Genomic DNA, 26,909 nt, shown 5'->3' with positions numbered 1-26,909 from the left:
GTTCTCCCTTACGGTTTCCCGATATCTGTAATAATCAATTCTCTTCTGTTCCAGATGCGGACCGGAATGGTGTGTTCGCCCGTTCCTGCACTGATGATCTGGCAGGTGCCGCCCGTCAGGAACAGCCCGCGGCAGTTTTTCGAAAAAAGGCGGAAATCCGGCGTCACAAGCCCCCGGTGCGCGCCAAGGCCCACCACGCCGCCGTGATAATGGCCGGAAAGCGTCAGATCGACTCCATATGATGCATAGGAGCTGCGGTAGGCAGGGTGATGCGCCAGCAGAATGCCGTAGTGCGCCGGATCCGGTTTTCCAAGGTTGTCCGTCAGTTCCGAAACCGGCAGCGGTCCGCGGTAAAAGCGGTTGTAATAGGTGCGGTCCATGGCATAGCCGTAGATCCGGACCGGACAGCCGCTGATGGTAAGATCCGCCGTCTCATTTTCCAGATAGCAGATTCCTGCCTTTTTCAGGCGCTCCCGGAGCTTTTCATACAGATCACCGTACTGTTCCGGATACAGCTTCAGACGGTATTCGTGGTTTCCGCAGCCATAGATTACCTGGTATTCCTCCGCAAGACGTTCCGCGAAACTCAGACCCGGGTCGAGGTTCTCCCCCGGCTTTGCCACAATCTGGTCCCCGCCGATGATGACAAGATCCGGAGCCGCCTCATCGATGACTGCCTTTAACACCGTGTTGTCCGGGCCAAACTCCATATTGTGAAGATCACTGATAAACGCCAGACGAAAACCGTTTCCTTCCGGAAATTTTCCGTTTGACGAAAGTTTGTAATAGGTCGTTGTAAATTTTCTCATATCGTTCATTATACTTGATTTTTCGGTGTATGACAACCCGTTTTCCCTGCTGTTTATAAGCCCAGTGCCTGTTTTGCCAGCTGATCGGCTTTTTCGTTGTAGGTGACGCCGGTGTGGCCCTTTACTTTGCAGAAGCGGATCGCAACTTTGGCCGATGCCAGATCGTAAAAATTCCGGTAATCGATGGTTCCCTGTTTTTTCGCCTGCCATTCTCTCGTACACCAGCTTGCGATTCCCTGGTAATCGTGATAGATGGCCAGCTCCGGAATATCATGTGTCAGGCAGTAAGCCATGGCCAGCTCTGCGCCCTTGATCTCGCCTGCCACATTCCGCATGGAGACGAGATCCGGGTCGCTGTATTCTTCTGCAAGATTCAACTCTTTTCCGTCCAGGAAGAGGACCACACCGCAGGAGAACTTTCCGAGCGCATGCTGATAGCTTCCATCCACGTATGCGACGGCGCTCCTGCCGACACCGGCGTATTCCGGGTCTTCGCATGGTTTTTCCGCCAGAATCAGGTGTTCCCAGTCCCAAGAAGAAGGATCGGGTGCTGCCGTGCTCTGTACTGCCTTTCGTTCCGGGGCAGCGAAATACGTTCCTTTTGTTTCCCGCAGCAATGGTTCCGGCATTTTACCGCCGCCCAGAAAGGCCTCTGCCTCCTCCAGACGCTCAAATCCCTTGTAAATTGCGCCAGGATAACCGTGTACCTGCGCTTTGCACGCATCCCATGTCCGGTAGATGCCCGGAACCTTTCCCTGTTTTACCGCATAGTAATTTTTCTTTGCCATGTTTTTCTCCTTTTCGCGCATGATACTCCGGCTTTATGCCGTCCCAAGAAAATATTGTTTCATCGTACATCCGAACAGATCCCACATGCCGGCTCTTGCCACGTCTGCTCCATATAAAATCGCAACGGAACCAAGTTCCTCACCGTCTGCTTTGTAAACAACTCTTCCGGCACACTCGCCTTTCTGGATAGGGGCCTGCACCTCTTCCGGCAGTTCCATCGTTTTTTCCACTTCACCAATCACCGTCCCGCCCGTCGTAAGATAGCGGAATTCTTCCGCATATTCCAGTTCTGCCGTATCCTGCTTTCCGTAAACAACCGAAAGTTCCGGCAGGAGATCGCGTTCCCGGTCTATGTAGATGCTGCAGGACGAAAACCCATACTGGAACAGTGACGCTGCATCTGCAAACCGCACCTTGTAGTCCGGTGCTCCCATCACGACTGCCAGCATCGTCAGATCATTTTTCTTCGCCACTGCCGAGACGCAGTACTTCGCCTTCGAGGTGCTTCCTGTTTTCAGTCCCACACAGCCCTCATAGCCGCGGATCAGCTTATTTGTATTGGTGAGGGTGAATGGTTTGCTTCCCTTCTGTGTGACATGCGTAATCTCTTCCATCCAGATAGAGGAATAGTTCAGGATCTGCGGAAAGCGCTCGATCAGCTCCCGAGACATTTTCGCCACATCTGCCGCTGTCGTGTAATGGCCGTCGGAATCCGTGAGGCCGCAGCAGTCCTCAAACTTCGTGTCGTTCATGCCGAGTTCTTTTGCTTTCTGGTTCATCCGGCTGACGAACTCGCTTTCTGTCCCCGCAATATGCTCTGCCATCGCTACAGATGCATCGTTTCCCGAAGCAACGACAATACACTTGATCATCGTCTCAACGGTCTGCTTTTCGCCCTCTTCCAGAAAAACCTGGGACCCGCCCATACTTCTGGCGTGCGCACTCGTCGTCACTTCGTCGGTCAGCTGGAGCGTCCCTTTTTCGAGCTCTTCAAAAATCAGCAGCAGCGTCATGATTTTTGTGATGCTCGCCGGGCTTCGCTGTTCCGACGCATTTTTCTCGTACAGAACAGTTCCGGTCTGTGCCTCCATCAAAAGAACAGACGGCGAAGCCAGCCCAAGGTCCGTTGTCATCTCCGGTGCTGTCTCCTCCGTCTCTTCTGTTTTCTGTTCCGTTGTTTCGTTCTGCTGCTTGTCGGAAGATTCTCCATTCTGCTCTGCCGCAATCACTTTCAAGGGCGCTGCAAGAAGCGCCAGGATCATCAGCAGGCTCCAGACGATATTTCGTGTTCTTCTCTTCATATTCCCCCGAAACATCTGCTCTTTCTTCCCTACAGGCTATGCAGACGACCGCAGAACTATGCTGTCTGTTCCGTTTACAGCAACGGTGCCAGAAACTTCAGCGCACCGCGGAGTGCACGGACTGCAAAATTTTTCTTTCGGCAGTAGTCCATATTGATCTGCTCACACTGTTCAAACGTGATCAGCGCATCCTCTTTTACCTGGGCAACCGCACTGCTGCCGTACATCCAGACACCGCACTCAAAATGCAGGTACATGCTCCGGTAATCCATGTTGATCGTTCCGACCGTCGCAACTTCATCATCACAGACAAAGCTCTTGGAATGGATAAAGCCTGGCGTATACTGGTAAATCTGAACGCCGGATTCCAGCAGGATCTCGTAATTGGCCTGCGTCAGAATATAGACAATCTTCTTATCCGGGATGCCCGGCGTTACAATCCGCACATCGACTCCGCGCTTTGCCGCCATGCAGAGAGCGGTCAGCGTCTCGTTGTCCGGAATCAGATACGGGGTAAAAATATAAAGATATTTTTTCGCCTGTGAAATAATGTTCAGATAAACATGCTCGCCTACTGTCTCTCCATCCAGCGGGGAATCGCCGTACGGCTGCACAAAACCGTCTTTTTTAAACGCTTCCTTGTGATAGATTTCCGGCCGGTATGATTCGAAATCGCATTCCATACCGGTGATTGTGCTCCACATCTGCAGAAACATCACCGTAAAACTCCATACCGCCTCACCATGCAGACAGATTCCGGAATCCTTCCAGTGGCCGAACCGCTCCTTGCGGTTAATGTATTCGTCCGCAAGATTAATGCCGCCCGTGAAAGCCGTATGACCGTCGATCACGGCAATTTTCCGGTGGTCACGGTTATTTAAAATGACATTCAGCACCGGTCGGAACTGATTGAACGCCGCACACTTGATGCCCATCTGCTGCAGCGATTTATAATACTGATACGGCAGTGTCGTCACGCAGCCGAAATCATCGTAAATCAGCCGCACATCCACACCGGCGGCCGCTTTTTCCTTCAGAATCTCCAGCACCGTATCCCACAGATACCCCTCGCTGATGATGAAATATTCCATAAAAATGTAGTGTTCTGCCTTTTTGAGTTCCTCAATAAAGTGCTCAAACCATACATCTCCCAGCGGGTAATACTCTGTTTCTGTATTTTCATAAACAGGATAATGCGCATAATTGGTCAGATAGGAAGACTGCCCCGCTGCCAGGATATTTTCTTCCTCGAGCTTTTTACGCGTCTCTTCTTCCTCTCCAAGAACGCCTCCCTGCGAAAGCAGAACTGTATCGTAATGTGTACGGAATTTTCTTGCCACACTGGAATGGCCGAGAATGCCGTACAGGCAGATTCCGGTTACCGGAAGCGCCAGGATACAGACTGCCCACATCAGTTTGTAGCCGGGATTCATTTTCGGATTATTGATAATCGAAAGCACTGCAATCAGGGAAAGGATCGTGACCGCATAGTTGATGTAGACAGATTTTTCATTGAGCTGCATCACAATTCCGGCCAGCCAGCAAAATTCCAGAAGAAGTGCAACACCGATAATGACCATACGGCTGGTAAGCAGCTTCAGAATCTTTTTCACGATACGAAACAGCTTGTTTGCTATTTTGTACAAAATTCTCATTTGTCACCGCCTTGCTGTTTTGTCAAAACCTGCGACTTTAAGTTACAAGTATAAAAATCCCCGGCAAAACAGATCGCCGGGGATTTTTTGCACATTAATTATACTTACGTTTTCTGGCAGCTTCAGATTTCTTTTTACGACGAACACTTGGTTTCTCGTAATGCTCTCTTTTACGAATCTCCTGCTGAATGCCAGCTTTTGCACAGCTACGCTTAAATCTGCGTAAAGCGCTGTCCAACGTTTCGTTTTCTTTAACGATTACATTTGACATAGTCTCACACCTAACCTCCCTCCAGTTGTAGATTGTGCATAATACAACTGTATGGGTATTTTTTGCACTGTTCTTATTATACCAGAAAAATCTCGTACGTCAACAAGTTTTTTCATTTTTTTGCAAAATTTTTCCCTGCCGCCTGCCTGGCTCCTTTTTCTGCCCTGCAGGCGGCAGGATTTTGTGCTGTTTTTCCTGCTTATTGTTATGCGATCTGGCCTTCCAGTACCTCAGCAGCTTTTGCAACTGCTTCGTCGATCTTCTCCGGATTCTTTCCGCCGGCCTGTGCCATGTTCGGACGTCCACCGCCGCCGCCGCCGACAACGGCTGCCACTTCTTTGATCAGTTTTCCGGCATGTGCACCTTTCTTCATCGCATCATCGGTTACCATGGCAAGAAGGCTTACTTTACCGTCCTTTGCAGATGCCAGAACAACAACGCCGCTTCCCAGTTTTTCTTTCAGCTGGTCGCCAAGGTCACGCAGTCCGTTCATATCGACATCCGGTACGGATGCAGCGAGAAGTTTTACACCTTTGACTTCGGTTACTTTATCCATAACATCGCCGAGCGCTTCTTTTGCCAGTTTGCTCTTTAAGGACTCATTCTCTGCCTGGAGTGCTTTTGCCTCTGCCTGCAGATGAGCGATCTTCTCGAGGAGATCCGCCGGTGTTGTCTTTAAGAGAGCTGCTGCCTCATGTATTTTCTCTTCCTGTGCTTTATAGTATGCAGTAACAGACGGTCCGGTCAGAGCTTCGATTCTGCGGACACCTGCTGCAACGCCTGCCTCAGAAACAAGTTTGAACAGTCCGATTTCAGCGGTATTCTTTACATGGGTACCACCGCAGAGCTCTTTGGAGAAGTCTCCCATGGAAACGACACGTACTTTGTCGCCGTATTTCTCACCGAACAGAGCCATCGCGCCGGATTTCTTTGCTTCCTCAGTATCCATGATGTCGGTTACAACCGGGATCTGCTCCTGAATCTTTTCATTTACCAGATTCTCAACTTTTTCCAGTTCTTCCGGTGTCATAGCCTGGAAGTGGGCAAAGTCGAAACGGAGTCTGGTCGGGGTTACGAGAGAACCTTTCTGCTCTACGTGTGCACCGAGAACAGTCTTTAATGCCTTCTGCAGAAGGTGTGTTGCGCTGTGGTTCTTCTCGATATTTTTTCTTGCCTCTTCGTTGACCTGAAGTGTAACTTCCTCGCCGTTTGAAATCATACCGGATTTCATGACACCGACGTGGCCGTATTTTCCGCCGCGGAGTTTGATGGTATCTTCTACTTCGAATACACCATTTGCTCCTTTGATGATACCGCAGTCGCCTTCCTGACCGCCCATGGTAGCGTAGAACGGAGTTTTCTCTACGAAAATGGTTCCCTTCTGGCCTTCCATCAGAGATTCTGCAATCTCAGTCTCTGTCGTCAGAACGGTTACTTTGGAGGTATCCTCCAGATGATCGTATCCGGTAAACTCAGTTGTTACGGACGGGTCGATCTCATCGTAAACGGTTGCATCAGCACCCATGTAGTTTGTTACTTCACGGCTCGATCTTGCACGCTCTCTCTGCTCTTCCATTGCTGCATGGAAACCGTCCTCGTCGATGCCGTAGCCCTTCTCCTCGAGGATCTCTTTGGTCAGATCCAGCGGGAATCCGTAGGTATCGTACAGTTTGAATGCATCCTGTCCGTCCAGAACTTTTTTGCCTTCGCTCTGCATTTTTTCTTCGAGCTCGGAGAGGATATGAAGTCCCTGGTCGATGGTTTTGTTGAACTGGGTCTCCTCGTTGTTCAGAACGTTGAAGATGAAATCTTTTTTCTCTTCAAGTTCCGGATATCCGTCTTTGGAGCCTTCGATTACGCTTGCGGAAAGGCGGGCAAGGAACAGTCCGTCAATGCCAAGCAGACGGCCATGACGTGCTGCACGGCGGATCAGACGGCGCAGTACGTAGCCTCTTCCTTCGTTGGTCGGCATGATTCCATCGGAAATCATGAATGTTGCGGAACGGATATGGTCTGTGATAAGGCGGATGGAAACATCGGTCTCATGATCTTTATCATACTCTTTTCCGGAGATTTCGCATACTTTGTTGCGGAGTGCCTGAATGGTGTCGACATCGAAGATGGAATCTACATCCTGTACGACAACGGCCAGACGCTCAAGTCCCATACCGGTATCAATGTTCTTCTGGATCAGGTCGGTGTAGTGGCCCTCGCCGTCGTTGTTGAACTGGCTGAATACGTTGTTCCATACTTCCATGTAACGGTCACACTCGCAGCCAACGGTACATCCCGGTTTGCCGCAGCCGTATTTTTCTCCGCGGTCATAATAAATCTCAGAACACGGACCGCACGGACCTGCGCCATGCTCCCAGAAGTTGTCCTCTTTTCCAAAACGGAAAATACGGTCTGCCGGGATGCCGATCTCTTTGTTCCAGATATCAAATGCTTCATCATCGTCCTGATAGATGGATGGGTACAGACGATTCGGATCGAGCCCTACTACCTGTGTTAAAAACTCCCAGGACCATGCGATTGCTTCGTGTTTGAAATAATCACCGAAGGAAAAGTTTCCGAGCATCTCAAAGAAGGTGCCGTGACGGGCTGTTTTTCCTACATTTTCAATATCGCCGGTACGGATACATTTCTGGCATGTTGTTACTCTTCTTCTCGGCGGAATCTCTGCGCCTGTGAAGTAAGGTTTCAGCGGAGCCATACCGGAGTTGATCAGTAAAAGACTTTTATCGTTGTGTGGAATCAACGAAAAACTCTTCATAGCAAGATGTCCTTTGCTCTCGAAGAACTCAAGAAACATCTTTCGTAATTCGTTTACGCCATATTTTTCCATGACTGTTTGTCCTCCAAATAATTCAGTGTGTCCCGGAATTTCTTCCGGGAATCCATTCTTTTATAATAGCACACTTAATTATTTAACGCAAATTTTTTTGAAATTCTTCTTTCCTTTTTTCAGAACGATACCGTCCTCGCCGAAGGCTGCTTTTTCTACGGCATATTTCGGATCTGTGATTTTCTCACCGTCTACGGATACACCGCCCTGCTCTACGGCACGGCGTCCTTCGTTTCTGGTCTTTGCAAGCTCTGCTTTGACAAGAAGGGTTACGATATCGATTTTATCGTCCGTGAAATCCTCTGCAGAAAGTTCACTGGTCGGCATATGCTCGGAGCTTCCGGTAGAGAATACGGCACGTGCGCCTTCCTGCGCTTTCTTTGCTTCTTCCTCGCCGTGTACCATGGAGGTCAGCTCATAGGCCAGGATCTCTTTTGCCTCGTTCAGCTTGCTTCCTTCCCAGGAATCCATCTCGTCGATCTGCTCCAGCGGCAGGAAGGTCAGCATACGGATACATTTTAAGACATCGGCATCGTCCACGTTTCTCCAGTACTGGTAGAAATCGAACGGGCTGGTCTTGTTCGGGTCAAGCCATACAGCGTTTCCTGCGGTTTTACCCATCTTCTTGCCCTGAGAGTCGGTCAGAAGGGTGATGGTCATTGCATAGGCATCTTTTCCAAGTTTACGGCGGATCAGTTCGGTTCCTCCCAGCATGTTGGACCACTGGTCATCGCCGCCGAACTGCATATTGCAGCCGTATTTCTGGAACATGTGATAGAAGTCGTAGCTCTGCATAATCATATAGTTGAACTCCAGGAAGGAAAGACCTTTTTCCATACGCTGTTTGTAGCACTCTGCACGGAGCATGTTGTTGACGCTGAAGCATGCACCTACCTCACGGAGCAGTTCTACATAGTTCAGGTTCAGCAGCCAGTCTGCGTTGTTGAGCATCATAGCTTTTCCCTCGCCGAACTCGATGAAACGCTCCATCTGACGTTTGAAGCACTCTGCGTTGTGGTCGATCTCCTCGCGGGTCAGCATTTTTCTCATATCGGTTCTTCCAGACGGGTCACCGATCATGGTGGTGCCGCCGCCGATCAGGGCGATCGGTTTGTTTCCTGCCATCTGCATCCGTTTCATCAGGGTCAGTGCCATGAAGTGACCTGCGGTCAGACTGTCTGCGGTGCAGTCGAATCCGATATAGAACGTTGCTTTTCCATTGTTTACCAGGTCTCTGATTTCATCTTCGTCGGTTACCTGTGCCAGAAGGCCTCTGGCGATCAGTTCGTCATAAATCTGCATTTTGTTTTTCTCCTTTTTTCGGTTGACTTTCGGGTATGTGTTACCGTCTGGGACCAAAGTTTTTTATACAAAAAGACTCCCGTCCTTTCCGATTCAAAGGACGAGAGCCCGTATCTCCCGTGTTACCACCTTACTTCACAGCTGTCTCACGGCAGCTGCCTTTGTCGGTATCCAAAACCTCTGAATACCCTGACGCTGTAACGTTCGTCTCTTACGTCGCAGCCTACTAAAAACGTGCATCATAGTTCTTCTGCCGCCCGTTTTATTCGGTGCGCAACTCCGGGATGTATTCGAATCGTACAGAACCTGCATGCGCCTCTCATCTGCCGGCTACTTTCTGTCCGCGTTTTTGTACGTCTACTTGTTCCCTTCCAAGCCTTTTTCCATGTTCCATAGTATAAACGGTGATTCGAAATCTGTCAAGACTTCTGCTTTCCGTTTTTTCATCTATTTTTAATATCCGCGGTCCTGATCCATCATATACAGGAGTGCGTTGCAGATGCACGCCGCGATATTGCTGCCGCCTTTTCGTCCGCGTGCCACGATATACGGGATATTGGTCTGCATAATCAGTTCTTTGGACTGTACCACATTGACAAAGCCGACCGGAACTCCGATGATCAGCGCCGGTTTTATTTTTCCTTCCCCGATCAGTTCATAGAGGCGGACCAGTGCCGTCGGCGCATTTCCAACCGCAATAATCAGCTTTTTATCCAGCTCCGCTGCTTTTTCCATGCAGGCTGCCGCGCGGGTGCTTCCGGTTTCTTTTGCTCTTGCCGCAACATCTTCGTCTGACATAAAGCAGAGCGCTTCACCGCCGTGGCGCGCAAGCACCTTTTTGTTGATGCCGGATCTTGCCATCTGCGTATCCGTCACAATGCAGGCTCCCTCCCGGATCGCCTCGATGCCTTTTGCCACCGCATGCTCCGAAAAGCAGAGATTATCCGCATAATCAAAATCCGCACTTGTGTGGATACACCGCTTTACAACCAGTTCCTGATCCTCTGGAAACGTTCTTCCGTTTAATTCTTCCGTGATAATTTCAAAGCTTCTCTTTTCAATCTCGTGCGGGCTTACCTGCTCCAGTTCTATCTTCATCTTTATGCCCCTTCTTCCAGAATTTGATAAATCTTCTTCATGTCGAGATGCTCGCGCAGCGCATCTGCGAGAATATCGTACTGTGTCTCTTTGAATGTCTGGTAATCGACACCGTGAATCTGCTCCATGGCAATTCCCTTATTCTTTGCAAGTGCTTCCACGATCCGTTCGGCAACTTCTTCTTTGTCGAAAATGCCGTGCACATACGTACCGTACACATTTCCTTTCTGTGCACCGTCCAGCTTATCCGAATCAGCACGGTTCTGATCATCGATGAACGTGAATGCTTCTGTTTCTTCTTTCCGCACCGTTTCTCCCATATGGATTTCATAGCCCTCAATCCGGGTTCCCTCGATCCCGGCAAGAACGCCTTCTGTTTTTCCAAAAGCGCCCTCCGCGCGGGTTCTCGTCTTCTCACCGGCAAATACGGTATCCATCGGCAGGAGTCCCATTCCTTTGATCGTTCCGCCGGCTTCGACATGCAGCGGATCGCTCAGCGTATCTCCGAGCATCTGGAAGCCGCCGCAGACACCGAAAATTACTTTTCCGGCCGCAGCCGCCTTCAGTACGGCCGCTTCCAGACCATTCTGACGCATCCAGAGCAGATCCTCCATCGTGTTTTTCGTTCCCGGAAGCAGAATCATATCCGGATTTTTCAGTTCGGAGACAGAGCTTACGTAGCGGAGTGATACGCCTTCGATCCGCTCGAACGGGTTGAAATCGGTGAAGTTTGAAATACGCGGGAGACGGATGACCGCAAGGTCAATGAGACCGATCTCCTCTTTTCTGGTGAATCGCTCGGTCAGACTGTCCTCGTCTTCCACTTCGATGTGGAGATACGGCGCCACGCCGACCACCGGGATGTGTGTTTTTTCTTCCAGCATCACAACGCCCGGGTCCAGGATGGTTTTGTCCCCGCGGAATTTGTTGATAATCAGACCCTTGATGCGGTCGCGCTCATCCGGCTCTAAAAGCTCTACGGTACCGTAAAGCTGAGCAAAAACGCCGCCGCGGTCAATATCTCCGACGAGGAGCACCGGTGCATCCACAAGCTTTGCCATTCCCATATTGACGATATCATCGGCTTTCAGGTTGATCTCCGCCGGACTTCCGGCTCCCTCGATCACAATGATATCATACTGTTCTTCCAGTGCATGGTACGCTTTCATGATGTCCGGGATCAGCTCTTTTTTGTGGGAAAAATATTCCCGCGCACTCATGTTTCCCAGTACCTCACCGTTTACAATCACCTGCGAACCGGTGTCATTCGTCGGCTTTAACAGAATCGGGTTCATCAAAACGGACGGTTCGATCCCGGCCGCTTCCGCCTGCATGACCTGTGCACGTCCCATCTCAAGGCCTTCTCTCGTAATAAACGAATTCAGCGCCATATTCTGTGATTTGAACGGCGCCACACGGTATCCGTCCTGATGGAAAACCCGGCATAAGCCCGCCGCAAGCAGACTTTTTCCCGCATTTGACATCGTTCCCTGTATCATAATTACTTTCGCCATCGTTTTTCCTCCTAAAACCACTGCAGAATCTGTGAAACGGCTTCTGTCAGAATCTGGTTTTCTTCATGTGTGCGTACGGCTGCACGGTAATATCCGTCGGCAAGGCCCGGGTAGTTGGAACAGTCGCGGATCAGAATGCCGCCTTTTTCCAGCCGTGCGGCAAGTCCCTTCGGTCCCTCAAAGAACAGATAATTTGCACAGGAATCCCATACGGTAAGACCTGCTTTTTCCAGTTCTGCTTTCATCCAGGCGCGTTCTTTTCCGATCAGTTCCCGTGCTTCTTTGACATAAGCATCCTCGTTCAGGGCGGCAAGGCCTGCCATCTGCGCCGGAATCGAAACATTCCACGACTGCATGCTGCGGCTGATCCGATCCAGCAGATCCTCGTCGCTGCAGAGCAGATAGCCAAGACGCAGGCCAGGCATTGCGTAAATCTTTGTGAACGCACGCAGAATCAGCAGATTCGGATATTCGTCCAGTTTTCCCTGCATCGTCACTTTTTCCGGCTCCGGCAGAAATTCTATGAAACACTCATCCAGCACCAGATAGATGTTACGCTCCCGGCAGTTATCCAGGATCTTTAAAAGAAGCTCCTGCGGAATCGTAAGGCCGGTTGGATTATTTGGATTACATAAAAAAACAAGATCCAGATCGTCGGTCAGATCATCGCAGAAATCGTCCTGTAAAAGAAAGCCTTTTTCCTTTTGCAGCGGATACATACGGATAAAACACCCTGCCGCTGAAAGTGCTGCTTCATACTCTGCAAATCCCGGCGCTGCAATCAGCGCTTTTTTCGGGCGGAGAGCCTGTGTCAGGGCAAAAATAAGCTCCGCGGCGCCGTTTGCAAACAGGATATTTTCTTCTGGAAGCTGCTCCTTTTCCGACAGTGCCCGGGTCAGGTCCCGGCACAGTGCGTCAGGATACTGTTCCACCGATTCCGCGCTCTTTCTCACCGCCTCTTTCACACTTTCCGGAACTCCAAGAGGATTGACATTCACAGAAAAATCGACTCTGCATTTTTTCGTGTAAATGTCTCCTCCATGTGGATTTTGTCTCATACCATATGCCTTCCTTTCTCTTTTCCGTTGTGTTTCTATCTTCTCTTTTTACAGAAATAAAAAGAGCGCGCGGATTCCCGCAAAGAACACCAGTCCGAGGAACGAGGTCAGATACATCAGATGATTTGCTCTTTTGATATCTTCCGCCTCGACCGGGCGGATGTCATCGCCGATCGTTGGTTTCTTTACGACTTTGCCGAAATACACGGCATCTCCGGCAAGCTGTACTTCCAGCGCCCCTGCCATAACTGCTTCTGTCTGCGCAGAATTTGGGCTGGCGTGGCAGTAACGGTCGCGTTTGTAAATTTTTTCTGCATTTTTCCAGTTCATGCGCTCGCATGCAGACGCAAGAATCATCAGCCATGCGCTGATTCTCGCCGGTATGTAATTGACGACATCGTCCAGCTTTGCCGCACACCGTCCAAAATACAGATATTTGTCATTTTTGTATCCCACCATGGAATCCATGGTATTGATGGACTTATACAGAAAGCCCAATGCCGGTCCGCCGAGGGCAAGAAAGAGGAGCGGTGCAATGACACCGTCCGACGTATTCTCCGCGATCGTTTCCACGGCAGCTTTCGTCACTCCTGTTTCCGAAAGATTTTCCGTATCACGTCCTACGATCATGGAAACCGCATAGCGCGCCCCCGGAAGATCGTTTTCTTTTAATTTCTGATAGACCTTCATGCTCTCATCCTTCAGGCATTTCGTTGCCGGAATCTGCCAGCACCAGAGAACCTCCAAAAGGAAGCCGATGACCGGATGAATTTTAAATGCCGCAAAGAGCAACAGTGCCGGAACACCGTATCCCGCCAGACAGACGAGGATCACGAGAAAAACTCCTCCGGCAAGCTCTCCATTTGGCGTTTTCGGAAATACCTTCCGCAGCCATTTTTCCAGCAGGGCAATGAGATTTCCGATCACACGGATCGGATGGTACAAAAAGGAGGGATCTCCAAGCAGCAGGTCCAATCCATAGCCCACAATCAGGGCTGCTAATGCTGTTTTCATCTTGTTTTCTCCTGTTCTTTCCGGTAAGAGACACACTGCTCCAGAAATTCCAGTGCGAGGTGCGGACTTGCCATATAGTAAAGATGCGGGAATCCCGCCATCATCCGTTTTGTCGCATGAATGCATTCCCAGTTCCGCTTCCGCAGCGGTTTTGCCGCATGCCATGCACTTCCGCAGTCTGTGCTGTCAAAGTAATGGAACTCATGGCCGCGCACCGGATTTCCGCCGTTCCGAAAGGTATCCTTCGTGTTTGGCGTGAGGGTGATATAGCCGAATCTTCCCAGCTTTTTTGTCCGGTAAACATTTCCCGGAACAGCCTGTACCATAGGATACACATTTCCATCCATATCCTCCATGGATTCTGACAGGTACATATAACCGCCGCATTCTGCAAGAACCGGCATTCCCTGACGGATGTTATCGCGGATCTTCGTTCTCATGGTCTGGTTTTCCGAAAGCTCTTCTGCGTGCAGCTCCGGGTAGCCGCCGCAGAACAGAAATCCGTCTGTATTCTTTGGCGGCTCCGCATCGGAAAGCGGCGAAAAATATTCGATTTTGGCTCCAAGTGACGCGAGAAGCTCCAGATTATCCCGATAAAAGAAACAGAATGCTTCATCCTTTGCAACGGCAAGAATCGGCTTCGCAGCACGCACCTTGGCGGCTGCTTCGCTTTCTGTCACCTTACGCAGGACTTCCGGCATTTTTCCCGAGAGCTCTTCTGCCCCTTCTGCAATCGCAAGAATTTTTTCAAAATCCAGTGTCTTCTGCAGTGTTTCTGCAAGCAGATTGACCTGCTCCTGCAGATTTTCCACCTCATCCGGCATCACAAGGCCGAGGTGGCGGCTTTCTAAGTGGCATTCCTTCAGTTCCGGCACAAAGCCGGCACAGGAAATGCCAAGTTCTTTTTCCGCCATCGGCGCGATCTCCCGGTACAGCATCTCTGACATCCGGTTAAAGATTACACCGGCGATCCGGCTGTCCTCTTTGTACTGCAGGTATCCCTTGATAAAGGCAAGCGCTGAAACGCTCATGCCTTTGGCATCGACAACCAGAAGAACCGGCGTTTTTGTCATACCGGCGAGATCGTAGGCGCTGCCTTTGGTAGAAATTCCGCCAAGACCGTCGTAATACCCCATAACGCCTTCCAATACGGAAATGTCATGACCCGCTGCATGTTTGCAGAACAGATACTGTGTTGTTTCTTCCTCTGTGAAAAATGGATCCAGATTACACGACGGGGCGCCGATTACCTGTTCGTGAAACATCGGATCGATATAATCCGGGCCGCATTTAAACGCTGCGGGCTGCTTTCCCATCTGCTGCAGTGCACGGAGCAGTCCGCAGGTGATCATCGTTTTCCCGCTTCCGCTCCTTCCTGCTGCCAGCATGATTCTTGGTGCTTTCATTCTTTGGCACCTCCCTGGGCTGTAAAGATATAAACCGGATTCTGGGCAATCATCAGATGGCTTCTTCCGGCCTTTTTCGCATTGGAAGCCTGCAGGCAGACGATTTCCGGCTCTTCAAACGCAAGTTTTTTGAAACACGATGCTGCCTCCGCTAATGTTTCCACGGTTACTGTATTTAATACCACGCGGATGTTCGGATTCTTCCGCAGGAGCAGTTCCAGAATCTCTTTTAAGTTTCCGGCAGACCCGCCGATAAATGCATGCGTCGGAACCGGAAGTGCTTCGAGTGCTTCCGGTGCAGTTCCCTCAATAATTTCCAGATGATCCACTGCAAATTTCTTTTTATTTTCCTGCAGAAGTGCAACGGCTGCCGGATTTTTTTCTATCGCATATACCTTTCCCTGTGCTGCACGAAGCGCCATCTCAATCGAAACAGAACCTGTGCCCGATCCAATATCATAGACAACAGAATTCAAAGAAAGCTGCAGATGAGAAAGAGACGCATTGCGCACTTCCCGCTTGGTCATCGGTACTTTGTCACGCAGAAATACTTCATCTGCCATGCCGGCTGTAAACTCCGGTTCCGGATTCGGGTTTTCAAACAGAAGAACCGCAAGCGGGGCAAACTCCATTTTAGCAAGTTCGAATGGGGTTCCTGTCACAATCTGTTCTTCCGGATACGACAGATCCGTTCCCACATGCAGCACAATCTGCTCCCAGCCGTACGAACTTAACGTCTGGCAGATTTCCCTGACACTGCCCTTTCCGCCGGCGATCGCCAGAGTTTTCCGGTTTCGGCGGACCGTCTCCAGAAAGTTGCAGTGCTGTCCGTGCAGGCTCACAAATGCTGCATCCTCCCAGGACACTCCGATTTTGGCACAGAAATAAACCAGCGAAGAAATTCCCGGCTCTACACGGACAGAAAAATCCGCATCTTCCGCAAGGACGGCCTGAAGTTTCTTTGCTCCGCTGTAAAAGCCGACATCACCCGACTGCAGAAGAACAATCTTTTCATATTCCGGGTGCGCCTTCAGATACTCGTAAATCTTTTCCGGGCTGTATTCTGCAAGCATTGGCTTCTGATATTTTTCTACTGCTTTTGTCATGCGTCCCGCACCGATCAGCACATCCGCCTGCTCACACGCGTCTACGAGCGCCAGCGTCATCTGTGCTTCTGCACCAGGTCCGATTCCGGCGATCACGACGTCCCGTTTCACGGACAGATCAAATTTTTCAACGAGATACCGCTTGACCTCGTCCTCCGAGAGTCCTTCTTCCTCTTTCGGACGGCCGATCAGAACGACACGGACACCGGCCTTTTTTGCTGCCTCAATTTTTTCTTCAAAGCCGCCGTTTCTTCCGGATTCCTTCGTTACCATCCATTCGGCATGGAACGACTGCAGCATTGCAACGTTCATGTCCATAGAAAACGGTCCCTGCATGCCTATGGTATGTGCGGCATCAAATCCAAGTTCCGCGCAGGATGCAATTACGCCTGGCAACGGCAGCACCCGGGCATACACACGGTTTTTATAATCCGGAAGCTCTGCAAATTTTGCGAGTTCCTTGCTTCCTGTTGTCACCAGAATCTTTCCCTCTGTGCCCGCCAGATACGATACCGCTTCTTCTGTCGTATCGACCATGACGCAGGATGGATCTGCCGCAAGCGACGGCCGCAGCAGCCGAAGATACGTTTTTCCTGCTTTTTCACATGCAGACCGGATATTTTCCGACACAAGATCGGCATACGGATGGGTTGCATCGATAACCATTTCCGGCTGTTCTTCGCCAAAAAGCTGTTCCATCTCTTCTTCTGTCAGTCTTCCGCTTCGAACCGTCAGGGCACCGCCCTCCTCGATCCGGCACTTGCCGTATTCTGTCGCCGTACAGGCAAGGGATGCAATCTCATATTTCTTCAGAAAACTGCAGATTTCCCGGCCTTCCGTCGTTCCGGCAAAGACGATTACTTTATTCATAGCGATATCCCCTCGGCGTTACCATGTGATCCCGGATTTCCTTTGTCTGACTGTTTCCGATAAATACCGTCGTAAACATATCCACTTTTGTATTGCGAAGTTCTGCAAGCGTCATGGTCCGGCTCGTCTCCCCGTCTCTTCCGATTTGGCTTACGATTCCGCAGACGGTTTCCGGCGCTTTGTAACGAAGCATCAGATCACACGCTTTTTCCAGATAATCCGCTCTCTTATGGCTTCCCGGGTTATAAAGACAGATGACAAAATCCGCTTCCGATGCCAGCAGAAGACGTTTTTCAATTTTCTCCCACGGTGTCAGAAGATCGCTCAGGCTGATCAGGGCGAAATCGTGGATCAACGGTGCACCAAGAACGGCAGCGCCTCCCGTTGCGGCGGTCACGCCTGGAATTACCTTAATTTCAATATCAGGCCATTCTTCCGAAAGCTCATACATCAGACCTGCCATACCGTAAACGCCGGCATCTCCGCTGCAGATCATAGCAACCTGTTTTCCCTCTGCCGCAGTTTCAAATGCTAGACGGCAGCGCTCCACCTCTTTCCGCATCGGCGTCGTCAGAAATTCTTTTCCTTCAAAATGTTCTTTTACCAGATCCACATAGACGGTATAGCCGATGATCACATCGCAGTTCCGCAGCGCATCCGCCGCCTCGATCGTCATTTTTTCATATGCTCCGGGGCCGATGCCCACGACAAAAATTGTACTCAAAATACTGCCCTCCAGTCCGCCGCAGCCAGTGCAACTGTTACACCGTCCGCTGCCTTTTTTTTCTTTATCAGTCTGCCGCCGGCGAGAACTGCGCTGCGCTCACAGACATTGTCAATTCCTGTAATCTTCCTCACAAACGGAGACGGCGTAAATTCCCCCTCCGCCGTTTCCAGTTCTTCTGCAGAAAAGGTCCGGTACTGCCAGCCATACTTTTCCACCAGCTGCAGAATTCCCGGCTCCTGCGCTTTCAGATCAATACTTGCCGCCTGTCGAACTGCTTTTGGAGAAATCCCGGCCGCCGCAAGTGCCGCAAGAACCTTTTCTTCAATCCGGCCGGCCGGTGTATTCTTCTTACAGCCGATGCCGACGGTGATCACCTTCGGGATCAGGTGAAGTGTTCTCTCATATGGCGAATCCTCTTCCGATGTGGTAATGCAGATTCCCATCGACGGTTTTGCCGCCTCTTCCGGGATCAGTTCCTCCGGTTTTGTTCCCTCCACCGGAAAACGGCTGCAGAATCCAACCGTTTTTCCGTCCACCAGAAGCGCCGCTGCCTCTTTTGCCAGCTCCATCTCACAAATTTCACAATGATTTTTTACAGCAAAGACATCGACCGCAAACTTGTGATTGACATCCGTTGCCGTTGTAATGACCGGAACCGCACCCGTTACAGCTGCAACTTCTTCCGTCAGCTCGTTTGCTCCGCCGATATGGCCGGAAAGTAATGAAATCACAAACTTTCCCTGTTCATCCATACACAGAACCGCCGGATCTGTCTTTTTACTTTTCACGTACGGTGCAATACTGCGCACCGCAATCCCGCACGCCCCGATAAACAAAATCGCATCCATTTTCTGAAACATGCGCTCTGTCCATGCAGGAAGCGACGGTGCAATCGCAGGAATTCCCGCTTCTTTCCCGTACTTTTCCAGTGCATATCCTTCACAGCTGTGTTTTTTCAGTGCCGCACAGAGTTTTTGATTCCAGGCGCATCCGTTTCTTGTAAAACTTGCTATGGCTATTTTCATCTTATTTTTCTGCCTCTCGGAATTCGGTGGTAAACGCCGGATTGTACAGATCACTTCTGCGGTAATTTCCCTGGGAAACGGCATTTCCGATGATCATCAGCGCTGTCTTGGTGATCTGGTTCTTTTTCGCCGTCTCGGCAAGTGTTCCAACGGTGCAGACGAACGTCTTCTCCTCCGGCCAGGTTGCTTTGTAAACGATCGCTGCCGGAGTATCTGCCGTATAGCCGCCTGCAATCAGCTCACGGGAAAGTTCCTCTAAGAGTCCCGTGCTTAAGAATACAACCATCGTTGCCTGATGTGCCGCAAAAGACGCAATGCTCTCCCGCTCCGGAACCGGTGTTCTTCCGGCCATTCTGGTGATGACAACACTCTGGGAGATATCCGGCAGCGTATATTCCATTTCAAGGGCAGCAGCCGCTCCGCAGAAAGAGCTGACACCCGGACAGTCATCGTGAGCGATTCCAAGGGCATCGAGCGCATCAATCTGTTCGCGGATTGCACCGTACAGGCACGGATCTCCCGTGTGGAGTCTTGCCACAGTCTGGCCTTTGCTTTCGGCCTCTTTCATAACATCAATCACCTGCTCCAGCGTCATGGTTGCACTGTTATATACCACACAGCCCTCTTTTTTCAGATCCAGCAGTGCCGGATTGACAAGAGAACCTGCATAAATGATAATGTCCGCCTCACCAAGCAGCTTCTGTCCTCTTACCGTAATCAGATCCGGGGCTCCAGGGCCCGCTCCAATAAAATGTACCATCTATTTTTTCCTCTTTTCTTTTACAATAATCAGTGAATAGTAACTTGCCTGGTCCGGGATTTCTTCCGCGCTGAAATACTTCTGTTCCGTATCCATGCCGCAGTTTTCTACCATCACCGCCCGGCAGTTCTTTTCCTTCAGGAACTGTTTCACAGCCGGCATCTTTTTACCCGCTTTCATCAGAACCTTTGTTCCTGAAAGTTCCAGTGCATCTTCAATCTGATAAGACGCCGGAATCACATGCAGTTCTTCGGAATTTTCCACCAGTCCCTCGGAAAGAGATGCTGCTGCCGCGCAGAACGATGTAACACCGCTTACAATTCTCGCATCGTAACCGTCTTCCAGTACCCGTCTGTGTACATAAAGGTAGGTAGAATACACGGTTGGATCTCCGAGTGTCAGAAATACTACGTTTTTTCCTGCATCCAGCAGCTCCTCTATTTTTTCTGCACCGCGCCGGTGATTTTCCTTCAGTTCTTTGGCATTCTTTGTCATCGGCATTGGAATAGCAACAAGCTCTTTTTCTGCCAGTTCCGGCACTGCCTGAACAGCAATCTGGTAGGCAATGCTCTCTTCCGGTTTCTCTCCTGGTACTGCAATCGTATCATTTTCCCGGATCAGACGGACGGCCTTTAACGTCATAAGCTCCGGGTCTCCCGGTCCGATTCCTGTTCCAAATAAAATTCCTGTCATTTTGTTTTTACTCTTTTCTGTTTTCTTTTTCTTCCTGCTCCCGCAGGCGCTCCAGAAGTTCTCCCGCTCCCGGGGTTTCCCCGAGCAGGCCCTCATTGCTTGAAAAAACAATCGCCTCCGTCTGCACTCTGCCCTCAATATGGTAATTCATGTAAAAAGCAATTTTTTCTGTCACTTTTTCCATGGTCTCTTTCAGGCATCCTGCTTCCTTTAAAATCTGCACCGCTTCTTCCGTCGTTCCAGTCTCCAGCAGTTTTTTTGCCAGTGCAAGATCCGCCCCTGCACGCACCGCCTGCGCCGTAAGAAGTTCCGCACGGCAGTCTGCCTCGTGGGAATGGGTATTCATAATTCCGCCGGACACCTTGACAAATTTTCCAAGATGGGCCACAAAAAGGATGGCGTCAAAGCCGAGCTCAGCTGCAAATTCCAGTGTTTTTCCGACGTAATTACTGCACTTAACGGAATGGTCTGCACGGACCCACGGATACGTTTTTAAGAAATCCTGTCCGTAATTTCCCGGTGTCACCAGAAGGACGCGGTCACCCTGTGCTTTCCGCATTTCCATCTCGACGCGGATCGTGGAAATCAGCGCCTCCTCGCTCATCGGCACTACAATCCCGCTCGTTCCAAGGATTGAAATGCCGCCGGTGATGCCAAGTCTCGGATTGAATGTATGCTTTGCCAGTTCTTCCCCTTCCGGTACGGAGATGATAACCTGCAGTGCGCGGAAATCATCGAGTTTTTTCTGAATCTCCTCCACATTCTCGCGGATCATCTGGCGCGGTACATGGTTGATCGCCGCGTTTCCGACCGGCTGATCCAGCCCCGGCTTTGTCACACGCCCGACGCCGAATCCTCCATCGATTACAATTCCCTCTTCTGTTCCAAACGTCACTTCCGCGTAAATCAATGCTTTATCTGTCACATCCGGATCATCCCCGCCGTCTTTTCGGACGGCACAGCTTACTTTTTCGGCACTTCTCCGGATATCCAGCAATTCCAGATTCAGAACAATGCCCTTTGGCGTATGGATTTTCACTTCCTGTATTTCTTTCCCGGAAAGCAGCATAAACGCCGCTCCCCGCGCTGCCGCTGCAGCGCAGGAACCCGTCGTATATCCCATGCGGAGTTTCTTGCTGCCGCGCATAATATATGCATCTTCCAAGCCTGTCCTGCTCATGTTTTTCTCCTTAACAGATCCGGCGGTTTTTCTGCCGGATCACGCGATCTATTTTATCATAACACACAATGAAAAAATGCTGAACCATTTTCGCATATTTTTTCAAAAAAGATCAATTTTTCCCGGCTGTTTTTCTATCTCAGAAACTTATTCTTTTCCCAGCTTCCTGTTGTTTCAAACTCCGCAGCTCTTCTTTCTGCCTGTTTCACAATTTTTTCATCAATTCCCATATTTCCAAGCAGTGCAATCGCATTCTTTCCTCTTGCCGGCCCCTGTTCCAGGCGATACGGGAAGGAAATACTCTGCGCGGTAATCTGCTCTTCAAAATGATAATTGGTGTAGAGATCTTCCAGCAGATACGTCAGTTCAGTATCATGTGTTGCTGCAAGACAGAGCACATTTGCACGGCGCAGGGCAGCAAGCACACTCTCTGACGCTGCAATCCGCTCCGTCGTGTTTGTTCCCCGCAGCACCTCATCAATGACGCACAGAAGCGGTGTTTTTTCACGGCTTGCCTCCAGAATCCGTTTTAAAGATTTTACTTCCACAACAAAGTAACTCTCTCCCTGTGCCAGATTATCGCGGAGTGCCATGGATGTCATGATCCGGCACACAACACCGCGGTACCGCTTCGAAAGACTCGTGTTCAGTGCCTGTGCCAGAATCGCATTCACTGCCATGTTTTTCATAAATGTGGATTTTCCCGACGCATTCGAGCCGGTCAGCAGAATTCCGCCCTCCGCATACAGACTGTTTGCCACCGGATGTGTCAGAAGCGGATGATAAAGCTCCTCCACATCGATCCGACAGCCCGCCTTTTTCTCATCCAGGAATTCCGGCCGGCAGTAATACGAAAGGCTCTCCCGGTACGATGCTGCAGACAGTGCAAAGTCCAGGAGTCCAAGATCCTCTGCCATCTGCAGAATCGCTTTTTCATACGATTTCACTCTGGAAACAACCGAAGAATACTCGATCAGATCCAGCAGAAAGAACGTGTGAAAGTATGCAAAAATCATGTTTGCTGCACCGCCCTGCGATTCTTTCGTATTCACAAGTGTTCTGCATTTTCTTGTAATCGGACGGAGTTGTTTTTCCTGTTCTTCCAGACGCTTCTGATACATTTCCAGTCCGGAAATTTTTTCTTTTCCAAGTTCCCTGGCTGTCCGCTGCAGCCGCAGGATACAGCCAAACGCTTTTAATGCACTCTCCAGCTTTTTGCTCTCCCTTCCATGCATCAGTCCGTTGCCGACCATAGAAGCAAACAGAACAGACACACCCAGCGGAGGCAGTACAAACAGCAGTCCAATTCCAAGCACAGCAATACCGGCCATCAGAAGATATTTCCCCTTCTCTCCCGGCTCCGCCTCTATCAGTACGGCTATTTCTTCTGTCGGCGGATTCATCTTTTCTTTTCCCATCAAAAGAAGTGCTTTCTGCACTGCTTCTCTGGCTTTTTGGTTCTCTGCAAAAAGCTTCATCAGCCGTTCCCGCTCTTCCCTGATTTCTGTTGTTGTGACCGGCATCCGAAGCGCCGTGTACAGATATTCTTCCCCGCACACCGACACTGTGTGGTCGACTGTGTCAAAAACCGCATCGAGATCCAGGTCATTCCAGGTAATCGCGTCCACGCAGAAGTTTTCCCCTGCTTTTCGTCTCAGACACGCTTCCAGTTTTTCTTTCTTTTCCCGTTCTGTCCGTTTCCCCTGCTTTTTTCCCCATTTCTTCCGCAGTTGTACCAGCTTCTTTTCCTGTTCATTTCTGTTATTCTGTACCATCCAAACTCCCAGCAGTATCAGAACCACAAAAATTCCTGCTGCCGTGTACAGTTCTTTCATGTCTTATCGCCATCCTTTTTCCTGCTCTGTATCATAAGTCTTTTGATTCTGTCTTATTCTAGCACAGAACCCTCTTCCCTTCCAGATTTTGTTGCAAAAATCATCTCCACCGCCGCATGTACAGCCAGTCTCCGTGAACTGCTGCCGTCACCAATGCAGGTGGAAAGGGTAAGTATCTTTTGAACTTCCTTTTCCTCACCGCTGCCAAAGATAATGCTGTTTTCTTTTCTTTCCTGTACCCATGCATTCCAGTCCGCATCGCTCCATGCTCCCAGCCGGTAAACATCACTTTTGGCATCCGTCTCCTCCACACTCCAAATACGGCACTGCCATGCTTCACCCGGCAAATACAGGTACAGATACGGAAATTCCTGTTTCCACGACGCTTCACGATACTTTTTCAATCCTCCGAACATCGTTCCATCCCGCATATTATGCCCATATAAAATCGTGTGACGTTCAGAAAAATCCTCCGGTGTATCACACGGTGCAAAAATACTGCCGTAAATCCGCTCCCTGCAAAACGCATCGTGTGTCAGATAATATGCGTTATCCTGCCCGTGCGCAACCGGAACATCTAAGGCGCAGCCCGGAATCCAGAGCCACGCGCAGATTTCTCTATTTTTTGATCGAAGTCCTGTAAAATCAATTGTCCGAAACAGATTTTGATCTGTACTGCCCGGTTCCTGCTCCTGCACTTCTTCGCTTTTTTCGTTTTCCTCTTTGTTCTCTTCTTTTTCTTCTCTGACATACATCTCCACCGCTTCTTCCTGTTCTTTTCGAATCTGCCGGCTTACCTGAATCTGCGGCAGATACCAGAAAAAAAGCGCCGCCAATGTCAGAACTGCAATCCCTCTTCTTTTTCTGCTGATTTTTTCTCTCTCCATTTTGTTTTCATTCCACCACCCGAACCGATGGTGGAATGTTTTTCCGTTTTGTTATTCAACCGGAATCCGGTTTTTTACAATACTGTTGTGTCCATAATCATCCCAGCGGTATTTCTGATTTTCAAATACAACCTCACTTTCTTTGGGATGTCCGCAAAGATTTACCGATACCGAAAAGACGCGCGCAGGATCTTTTCCATATGCCGGCTCTTCTAGTTTTTTCACGGTAACATTCTTCGTACCTGTCACCTGCATAAGCGAATACCGCAGCACCTTCTTCTCCTGTACCCGGTAATCGTTTCCTGCCGGAATTCCCCGGATCTGTACCGACTGTTCCGTGTAGCCGTCCTGATCTGTCGTTTTCTCCACCTGTGTTTTTGTAAACGTAAGATAGCATTGGTATGTATGTTCTTTTCCATACAGATCCTTTCCCTTCACGGAAAACAGAAACGTTGGATTTCCATGCGCCCATGTAATCTCATCCGCCTTAATCTTCTTTGTAATCGTCAAGGTTTCACATGCAAGATCCTTCATCGTCACGGTCTGCACTTCCTGTTTTGCCTCCAGCACAAACGAAACCGGTTCTGCCGCAAGGTATCCATCCGGCGCGGCCTCCTCCACAAGGACATAAGAACCCGGCTTTAATTTTTCCAGTTCATGCGGGCCGCTTCCTCCTGAAATCCAGCTGTCCACACGGTTTCCATCCATATCTTTTAATACCAGCTTTGCGCCGGAAATTCGTTTTCCGCTCTCTGCATCTATTTTTTCAATTGTCAGATGTGTTCCATCATTTTCGACCGCCACCGACAGTTCCGATTTACCGTCAATTTTTCCGTTTTCTACCACAAATTCCCGGCATGTGCTGTCCAGCAGATAGCCCTCCGGAGATGCTGTCTCCTGATAGTACCAGACACCGTCCAAAAGTCCCGTCAGCTCAATTTTTCCATTTGCATCCGTCTTTTTTGTCTCATCAAAACTTCCATCTTTCGTCCAGATATGAAAGGCTGCTCCCTGAAGCACTTTTCCGTCTCCCTGACTTACTTTCTGCAGAACAAAACGGTTCTTCCAGTTTGTAAACGTCAGTGTGATCTGTGCGTTTTGTTCCCCGATCGTTATTTTCTTTTCCGTCGGATCCAGCACATATCCATTTGGAGCCGCCGTTTCCCGCACAAGATACGTTCCGTACTCCAGCCCGTTTTTGAACGCCTCTCCATTTTCATCCGTTTTCAGCACAGCTGCTACCGCCTGATCCGGAAACAGCACTGTTCCGTTTACCGTTGTAATTGCTCCGCTCGCAATCACCTGATATGTTGCACCAGAAAGTGCTTTCCCTGAGTTTTCTTCCGTCTTTTTTATCTTCAGTGAGCCTGTTTTTCTTGTGTTTTCTGCCTCCAGATGGATCGTCTGCATGCCTTCCTTGTCAATGGAAAATTCCTGCTCCCAGCTTCCTGCATAACCAGCTGGATTCTTTGTCTCCACAACACGGAATTTTCCATTTTCACTGTCTGTATCCCGAATTCCCTCCAGCAGATAAGAACCCGTTTTTTTCACCCAGTTCATCTTTTTGAATTCACTCCAGGTGTTGTTTTTCCAGCGGTACACGGTAAATTCTGCACCCGAAAGAGCTTCTTTTGTCTCTGTATCCATTTTTTTCACTACAAGATCTCCTACTTTGATAAGACATTAATGATGGTAACTTAAGATAGGAGATAAGTCAATGCGCATCATAGGAAAAGATAGCTATATCCCAGAATACAAAACGAGAACATACAGAGGTATCAAAGTAAAAAGGGATGGCAATGGATGGTGTACGAGCCTTGATGGTGATAATAATATTTATAAATCGTACTACTCGGCATATAACGCCATTGATAAATATTATGGCAATCGTGACGGCTATAGCAATTTACGCCAAATCAAAGCCGGCATAAAAATAATCGGTCAAAAAGAATAGCTTGAGAAAAATAAGAGGGGTTGTACCAATAACGGTATCCCCTCTTATCCATTTTGAATTATTTATGTATGAGATATTCCTGCAGATCATCCCGTATCTGTTTCATATTATCGATACCATTTCCGGTAATCTCATGATTCACGATAACGAGCAATGTTCGGAGAATCATCTGATTAGATGTTTCAACCTCAGACAATCGTTTATTGTCGTTGTCAAGAAGCTGGTCGTGTTTGCTGACTTTAGCCTTAAGCTCATCATTTGGCTTTTTAGCTTCTTTAACAACTTTCCATAATCCCCACAGAGCTGCTACGAATGAACAAAACCAGATGATCTGTGTGGATGTGATTGTAAATTCAGTCATTATTATGTGTGATCTCAGCGTCTCCGCCCGAGCTATTCCCCTCTATAAATTTTTTGAATCCCTGATGCATACCGGTGGACGCTAATCCCATCAGAGCACCGTAGACAATATTTTCCACAGTAATGCCGCCAACTGCCGCGTTTAGGATTGCTCCTGCCACGGCAAGAACTACAGGAATATCGTCATTCGGAAGCCAATGGAACAGGCTCGCGTGCTTGATAATGTATCCAAGTACAAGGCAAGCCACAACCACAACCACCACAAAATGTTCAGTTAATACCGTATAGTCCATACTTACGCCTCCTTATCTGTCTGAGTTGTTTTCGCTGCTTCCAGTTCAGCAGCATACTTGTCATACTCATTCCAGATGTCGTTCTCGAATTTGTCAACAACATCATCGATATCCTTTTTATTGGCACGATACTTTCTACCGTTGTTGATGTAGCGAT

General features: G+C 49.4%; 24 protein-coding genes. 1 reads left to right on the top strand and 23 read right to left on the bottom strand.

Annotation, left to right across the window (positions count from 1 at the left end; genetic code table 11):
• Positions 1-8: 8 nt before the first annotated feature.
• The 21 genes from DXD92_RS08295 to DXD92_RS08195 all read right to left on the bottom strand — a co-directional run bounded on the left by DXD92_RS08295 (position 9) and on the right by DXD92_RS08195 (position 25,801).
• Positions 9-809, bottom strand: a complete 801-nt coding sequence (locus tag DXD92_RS08295; protein ID WP_158578756.1) for a metallophosphoesterase — start codon at positions 807-809, stop codon at positions 9-11.
• Between the two features lie 53 nt (positions 810-862).
• A complete protein-coding gene (locus tag DXD92_RS08290) occupies positions 863-1,597 on the bottom strand; it encodes a ribonuclease H1 domain-containing protein (RefSeq protein WP_022462318.1) in 735 nt (244 codons plus the stop codon).
• 33 nt (positions 1,598-1,630) lie between these two features.
• On the bottom strand, positions 1,631-2,899 hold the full coding sequence (locus DXD92_RS08285) for a D-alanyl-D-alanine carboxypeptidase family protein (RefSeq protein ID WP_243037961.1): 1,269 nt from the start codon (positions 2,897-2,899) through the stop codon (positions 1,631-1,633).
• Between the two features lie 74 nt (positions 2,900-2,973).
• A complete protein-coding gene (gene cls / locus DXD92_RS08280) occupies positions 2,974-4,554 on the bottom strand; it encodes a cardiolipin synthase (protein ID WP_055226404.1) in 1,581 nt (526 codons plus the stop codon).
• A 94-nt stretch (positions 4,555-4,648) separates the two neighbouring features.
• Complete coding sequence (gene rpsU / locus DXD92_RS08275) at positions 4,649-4,825, bottom strand: 30S ribosomal protein S21 (protein WP_004222305.1); 177 nt, start codon at positions 4,823-4,825, stop codon at positions 4,649-4,651.
• 205 nt (positions 4,826-5,030) lie between these two features.
• Positions 5,031-7,670 (bottom strand): alanine--tRNA ligase, encoded by a 2,640-nt coding sequence (gene alaS, locus DXD92_RS08270; RefSeq protein WP_117801012.1) that lies wholly within the window; start codon positions 7,668-7,670, stop codon positions 5,031-5,033.
• A 78-nt stretch (positions 7,671-7,748) separates the two neighbouring features.
• A complete protein-coding gene (gene tyrS / locus DXD92_RS08265; RefSeq protein WP_022462314.1) occupies positions 7,749-8,972 on the bottom strand; it encodes a tyrosine--tRNA ligase in 1,224 nt (407 codons plus the stop codon).
• A gap of 453 nt (positions 8,973-9,425) precedes the next feature.
• Positions 9,426-10,070 carry a precorrin-8X methylmutase gene (locus DXD92_RS08260; protein ID WP_055218068.1) on the bottom strand — a complete coding sequence of 215 codons (645 nt, stop codon included), beginning with the start codon at positions 10,068-10,070 and terminating at the stop codon, positions 9,426-9,428.
• 2 nt (positions 10,071-10,072) lie between these two features.
• On the bottom strand, positions 10,073-11,584 hold the full coding sequence (locus tag DXD92_RS08255) for a cobyric acid synthase (protein WP_118594746.1): 1,512 nt from the start codon (positions 11,582-11,584) through the stop codon (positions 10,073-10,075).
• 11 nt (positions 11,585-11,595) lie between these two features.
• Positions 11,596-12,642 (bottom strand): threonine-phosphate decarboxylase CobD, encoded by a 1,047-nt coding sequence (gene cobD, locus DXD92_RS08250; RefSeq protein WP_118594745.1) that lies wholly within the window; start codon positions 12,640-12,642, stop codon positions 11,596-11,598.
• 48 nt (positions 12,643-12,690) lie between these two features.
• Entirely contained in the window at positions 12,691-13,656 is a 966-nt protein-coding gene (gene cbiB / locus DXD92_RS08245; RefSeq protein ID WP_118594744.1) for an adenosylcobinamide-phosphate synthase CbiB, read from the bottom strand.
• A complete protein-coding gene (locus DXD92_RS08240) occupies positions 13,653-15,062 on the bottom strand; it encodes a cobyrinate a,c-diamide synthase (RefSeq protein ID WP_118594743.1) in 1,410 nt (469 codons plus the stop codon). The genes cbiB and DXD92_RS08240 overlap by 4 nt, the downstream gene beginning before the upstream one ends.
• Positions 15,059-17,038, bottom strand: coding sequence for a precorrin-6A reductase (gene cobK, locus DXD92_RS08235; RefSeq protein WP_117760336.1), 1,980 nt, complete (start codon positions 17,036-17,038; stop codon positions 15,059-15,061). Before cobK ends, DXD92_RS08240 begins: the two co-directional genes overlap by 4 nt.
• Entirely contained in the window at positions 17,031-17,762 is a 732-nt protein-coding gene (cobJ, locus tag DXD92_RS08230) for a precorrin-3B C(17)-methyltransferase (RefSeq protein WP_118594742.1), read from the bottom strand. Before cobJ ends, cobK begins: the two co-directional genes overlap by 8 nt.
• Entirely contained in the window at positions 17,759-18,790 is a 1,032-nt protein-coding gene (locus DXD92_RS08225; protein WP_118594741.1) for a cobalt-precorrin 5A hydrolase, read from the bottom strand. The genes cobJ and DXD92_RS08225 overlap by 4 nt, the downstream gene beginning before the upstream one ends.
• Position 18,791: 1 nt before the next feature.
• Positions 18,792-19,550, bottom strand: coding sequence for a precorrin-4 C(11)-methyltransferase (gene cobM / locus DXD92_RS08220; RefSeq protein ID WP_022462305.1), 759 nt, complete (start codon positions 19,548-19,550; stop codon positions 18,792-18,794).
• Positions 19,551-20,243: a precorrin-2 C(20)-methyltransferase gene (gene cobI, locus DXD92_RS08215; protein ID WP_117812894.1), complete on the bottom strand. Its 693-nt coding sequence runs from the start codon at positions 20,241-20,243 to the stop codon at positions 19,551-19,553.
• A gap of 7 nt (positions 20,244-20,250) precedes the next feature.
• The gene (cbiD, locus tag DXD92_RS08210) at positions 20,251-21,423 is read right to left on the bottom strand and encodes a cobalt-precorrin-5B (C(1))-methyltransferase CbiD (protein ID WP_055226415.1); all 1,173 of its coding nucleotides are present in this window, start codon (positions 21,421-21,423) and stop codon (positions 20,251-20,253) included.
• Positions 21,424-21,557: 134 nt separating this feature from the next.
• A complete protein-coding gene (locus DXD92_RS08205; protein WP_118640385.1) occupies positions 21,558-23,258 on the bottom strand; it encodes a MutS-related protein in 1,701 nt (566 codons plus the stop codon).
• 53 nt (positions 23,259-23,311) lie between these two features.
• Positions 23,312-24,145, bottom strand: a complete 834-nt coding sequence (locus DXD92_RS08200; protein WP_118640384.1) for a class B sortase — start codon at positions 24,143-24,145, stop codon at positions 23,312-23,314.
• Between the two features lie 51 nt (positions 24,146-24,196).
• Positions 24,197-25,801: an MSCRAMM family protein gene (locus tag DXD92_RS08195; RefSeq protein ID WP_118640383.1), complete on the bottom strand. Its 1,605-nt coding sequence runs from the start codon at positions 25,799-25,801 to the stop codon at positions 24,197-24,199.
• A 61-nt stretch (positions 25,802-25,862) separates the two neighbouring features.
• On the opposite strand from DXD92_RS08195, the gene DXD92_RS08190 reads away from it, so the two are divergent.
• Complete coding sequence (locus DXD92_RS08190) at positions 25,863-26,099, top strand: hypothetical protein (RefSeq protein ID WP_118640382.1); 237 nt, start codon at positions 25,863-25,865, stop codon at positions 26,097-26,099.
• A gap of 58 nt (positions 26,100-26,157) precedes the next feature.
• Here DXD92_RS08190 and DXD92_RS08185 read toward each other — a convergent pair whose 3' ends face one another.
• Both DXD92_RS08185 and DXD92_RS08180 read right to left on the bottom strand, forming a co-directional pair.
• On the bottom strand, positions 26,158-26,460 hold the full coding sequence (locus DXD92_RS08185; RefSeq protein ID WP_118640381.1) for a hypothetical protein: 303 nt from the start codon (positions 26,458-26,460) through the stop codon (positions 26,158-26,160).
• The gene (locus DXD92_RS08180) at positions 26,453-26,752 is read right to left on the bottom strand and encodes a phage holin family protein (protein WP_118640380.1); all 300 of its coding nucleotides are present in this window, start codon (positions 26,750-26,752) and stop codon (positions 26,453-26,455) included. The genes DXD92_RS08185 and DXD92_RS08180 overlap by 8 nt, the downstream gene beginning before the upstream one ends.
• Between the last annotated feature and the right edge of the window lie 157 nt (positions 26,753-26,909).

The organism is Blautia sp. TM10-2 (genome assembly GCF_003480845.1).
GTDB lineage: Bacteria > Bacillota > Clostridia > Lachnospirales > Lachnospiraceae > Fusicatenibacter > Fusicatenibacter saccharivorans.
Note: the sequence above shows the minus strand (reverse complement) of the source record. Positions and strands in the feature narration are given on the sequence as shown.

Coding starts and splice junctions, on each gene's coding strand:
- DXD92_RS08295 (WP_158578756.1), bottom strand. CDS start 809: ATGAGAAAATTTACAACGACCTATTACAAACTTTCGTCAAACGGAAAA.
- DXD92_RS08290 (WP_022462318.1), bottom strand. CDS start 1,597: ATGGCAAAGAAAAATTACTATGCGGTAAAACAGGGAAAGGTTCCGGGC.
- DXD92_RS08285 (WP_243037961.1), bottom strand. CDS start 2,899: ATGAAGAGAAGAACACGAAATATCGTCTGGAGCCTGCTGATGATCCTG.
- cls (WP_055226404.1), bottom strand. CDS start 4,554: ATGAGAATTTTGTACAAAATAGCAAACAAGCTGTTTCGTATCGTGAAA.
- rpsU (WP_004222305.1), bottom strand. CDS start 4,825: ATGTCAAATGTAATCGTTAAAGAAAACGAAACGTTGGACAGCGCTTTA.
- alaS (WP_117801012.1), bottom strand. CDS start 7,670: ATGGAAAAATATGGCGTAAACGAATTACGAAAGATGTTTCTTGAGTTC.
- tyrS (WP_022462314.1), bottom strand. CDS start 8,972: ATGCAGATTTATGACGAACTGATCGCCAGAGGCCTTCTGGCACAGGTA.
- DXD92_RS08260 (WP_055218068.1), bottom strand. CDS start 10,070: ATGAAGATAGAACTGGAGCAGGTAAGCCCGCACGAGATTGAAAAGAGA.
- DXD92_RS08255 (WP_118594746.1), bottom strand. CDS start 11,584: ATGGCGAAAGTAATTATGATACAGGGAACGATGTCAAATGCGGGAAAA.
- cobD (WP_118594745.1), bottom strand. CDS start 12,642: ATGAGACAAAATCCACATGGAGGAGACATTTACACGAAAAAATGCAGA.
- cbiB (WP_118594744.1), bottom strand. CDS start 13,656: ATGAAAACAGCATTAGCAGCCCTGATTGTGGGCTATGGATTGGACCTG.
- DXD92_RS08240 (WP_118594743.1), bottom strand. CDS start 15,062: ATGAAAGCACCAAGAATCATGCTGGCAGCAGGAAGGAGCGGAAGCGGG.
- cobK (WP_117760336.1), bottom strand. CDS start 17,038: ATGAATAAAGTAATCGTCTTTGCCGGAACGACGGAAGGCCGGGAAATC.
- DXD92_RS08225 (WP_118594741.1), bottom strand. CDS start 18,790: ATGAAAATAGCCATAGCAAGTTTTACAAGAAACGGATGCGCCTGGAAT.
- cobM (WP_022462305.1), bottom strand. CDS start 19,550: ATGGTACATTTTATTGGAGCGGGCCCTGGAGCCCCGGATCTGATTACG.
- cobI (WP_117812894.1), bottom strand. CDS start 20,243: ATGACAGGAATTTTATTTGGAACAGGAATCGGACCGGGAGACCCGGAG.
- cbiD (WP_055226415.1), bottom strand. CDS start 21,423: ATGAGCAGGACAGGCTTGGAAGATGCATATATTATGCGCGGCAGCAAG.
- DXD92_RS08205 (WP_118640385.1), bottom strand. CDS start 23,258: ATGAAAGAACTGTACACGGCAGCAGGAATTTTTGTGGTTCTGATACTG.
- DXD92_RS08200 (WP_118640384.1), bottom strand. CDS start 24,145: ATGGAGAGAGAAAAAATCAGCAGAAAAAGAAGAGGGATTGCAGTTCTG.
- DXD92_RS08190 (WP_118640382.1), top strand. CDS start 25,863: ATGCGCATCATAGGAAAAGATAGCTATATCCCAGAATACAAAACGAGA.
- DXD92_RS08185 (WP_118640381.1), bottom strand. CDS start 26,460: ATGACTGAATTTACAATCACATCCACACAGATCATCTGGTTTTGTTCA.
- DXD92_RS08180 (WP_118640380.1), bottom strand. CDS start 26,752: ATGGACTATACGGTATTAACTGAACATTTTGTGGTGGTTGTGGTTGTG.